Genomic DNA, 2,856 nt, shown 5'->3' with positions numbered 1-2,856 from the left:
ACTAGTAAAATTACAATTTTCTAGATAACCTAATTCACTATCCCACTTAAGAGCACCAGCCTCATTAGAAGCAGAATTATTAAAGAAAGTAGAACCAGAAACATTACCAGAAACACCAGTCCACTTAACAGCACCAGCCTCATTAGAAGCAGAATTACTAGTAAAATTACAATCAACTACATTACCAGGTCCACCTTCCCATTTAAGAGCACCAGCATCATTAGAAGCAGAATTACTAGTAAAATTACAATCAATCACCTTACCAGAAACACCTATCCACCCAATAGCACCAGCATCATTGGTAGCAGAATTAATGGTGAAATTACAATTCTCTACAGTACCATAGTCACCTTTCCAGCATATAGCACCATCTTCATCAGCAGAATTATTAAAGAAAGTAGAACCGGAAATAATTCCATTCTCACCATCTGCTTCCCATGCAATAGCACCAGCAAAATGAGTAGCGGAATTATTGAAGAAATTACAATCTGTTATATTTCCTTCAGATCCTGACCAGCATATTGCACCGGCATAACAATAAGAATTATCTGTAGCCCATGCGGAGTTACCGGTAAAATTGGAATTGAGTATTTTTCCATCCTTACCTAACCATTCAATAGCTCCACCAAAAACAAATCCCATTTTATAGCTGTCATCACCATCATAGCAAGCAGAGTTATTAATGAAATTACATGATGAAACTACCACATTTTCGCAACCGCCATCAACTTTTATAGCACCTGCTTGGGTAGCAGTGTTATTGGTGAAATTACAATAGTCAATCTTGATATCACCAGAAAGAATCTCTATAGCACCAGGTGATGAATAGTCTTCAGAAAGATTAATAAGAAGCCCCCTGTTATTTTCAAAAATAGATTGAGAAATAACGGAATTCTTAGCATCTCCCCCAAGCCTAATAGCACCGGCATGCTGTGCAGTGTTGTTAGTAAAATTACATTTAATAACTGTCAATTCTTCACAATTAGAATCAATTGCACCACCACGCATTATAACATCATTATTTTGGAAATAACTATTATAAAGGAATCCTTTTTTAGGTTTCACAGAATATATGCCCTCATCATCATGATATCCCCATGATATTGCAGCACCATAACCTGCCTTATTATATAAAAAGTTACAGTTTGATATGTTTCCATTATCACCTGACCAGAATATTGCACCACCTCTGTCCTGAACATCATCCTCATACTGTCCATAACCTTGATAATCAACAGCATTATTGGTAAAATTGGAATTGATAATTGTTCCGTCATCTCCAGCCCAATTAATAGCTCCTCCACGATAGTCAACATTCGTGTTATTGAAGAAATATGAATTCTCAATTCTACAATTATCAGCATTAGAGGTTATATTAATGGCACCTTTTGAATCAATGAAGTTTATATTCTTTAATACAACAGTAGCGTTTATTGTGAATATTTTAGCCAAATTATTACCACTTATTGTAATATTTTTACTAGGATCACCGGTGATATTAATTTGCTTATTGATTAAAATACCATTTATAAATGAATTATCTCCAGGTTGATAAGTATAATTCTTATCTAAGGTTAAAGAATTACCTGCATTGGCAATTTCATCATTAAGTTGAGTGAATGTTGATTCATCAGCAGCCAAAATATCATCCGGAGCGTTTCCAATAATGCTCTGGGACGAATCGTCAGCTGCACTTACAACGTTGACACTTAAGATAAACATAATCGTTAGAATAATGACTAAGTATTTGCTTTTCGTATTTTCACCTCCCTTTACAATCAATTAAAAAAAAACGAGTAAAAAATATATTATTTGCATAATTACTAAACAATTTATTACTCAATTAAAGATATGAAAAAAAAATTATATAAATATTATTATTAACTTGAAAATAAACCCAAATTATATATAAATCAATAAATAAAAAAAGAGAGGAGTTTAAAAACTCCTTAAATGTGTTTAATTTTTTCTTTTAATGCCAACACCTAAAAGCGCGAGAACCATAAGCAATACAACCAGCGGATTGCCGGTAGCTTTAGTACCCATAGGAACTTCTCCTTTAGCAGGAGATTTTTCCGGAGTTACTGGAGTATCTGGATTTACTGGAGTATCTGGCGTTACAGTAATGAATCCTATACCGGTAGCAGACGAGTATGTGTCATCACCAAAGAATAGTACAAATACGGAATATGTACCATTGTAATTGTCAGGTATTGTCCAGTCAACAGTACCTTTACCGTTAATGATTTCAACAACTTTTGTTGTTCCATCAGGCAAATATAACATTCAGAAAAAATATAAAAATAAGAACAAAAAAAATATTTTCTAAAAAAAAATAAAAAGCTCATCTTTTAATTAACCTCAGCAGAGAAAGAGAACCGATAGCCACCGTAATTGTCTCTGCAGTCGCTGAAGTGAAATCCAGAATAGCTAAAAAATAAACGATGTAGATTAAGCTGTTGATTATGAAACTAATTTTTATCGATTTGATTGATTTAAGAGCATAATTGCAGATAGTAATCTGGACAATTGCAATAACCGGCAGCAAACCGATAAATCCCATGGTATTTACCACAACACCCAAAACAACCGATATTATCAGGAAAAATATTGTCCAGTTAAATGTCAGATTGTCCTTATACACCATCGCATTTCTGGCAGATGCAATGGACAGTGTAGTCACGCCGGTCCAGGAAAAAAAGAAAACTGAAGATATCGCCAGGACAAATGCATTTAAAAACTGATACTTATAGGCTTTTTTCACGTCATTGACGCAGTAACTGACAATCAGAAATATTCCTGCAATAAAGGATATCCCGTTTCCAACCAGAATATTCCATGCCAAATCCATCATAT

The 2,856-nt window shown here is 34.0% G+C and carries 2 protein-coding genes and 1 pseudogene; all 3 read right to left on the bottom strand.

What is annotated here, in order from left to right; translation table 11 throughout:
- Positions 1-1,782 (bottom strand): annotated as a pseudogene (locus tag ACKI3Q_RS09970) (hypothetical protein); the annotation flags it as partial.
- A gap of 177 nt (positions 1,783-1,959) precedes the next feature.
- The gene (locus ACKI3Q_RS09965; protein ID WP_407416440.1) at positions 1,960-2,277 is read right to left on the bottom strand and encodes a hypothetical protein; all 318 of its coding nucleotides are present in this window, start codon (positions 2,275-2,277) and stop codon (positions 1,960-1,962) included.
- 67 nt (positions 2,278-2,344) lie between these two features.
- A partial coding sequence (locus tag ACKI3Q_RS09960) for a YgjV family protein (RefSeq protein ID WP_407416439.1) occupies positions 2,345-2,856 on the bottom strand: 512 nt, incomplete at its 5' end.

It is taken from the genome of Methanobrevibacter sp. (genome assembly GCF_045636185.1).
Classification (GTDB): domain Archaea; phylum Methanobacteriota; class Methanobacteria; order Methanobacteriales; family Methanobacteriaceae; genus Methanocatella.
This window is presented reverse-complemented; position numbering and strand designations above follow the sequence as displayed.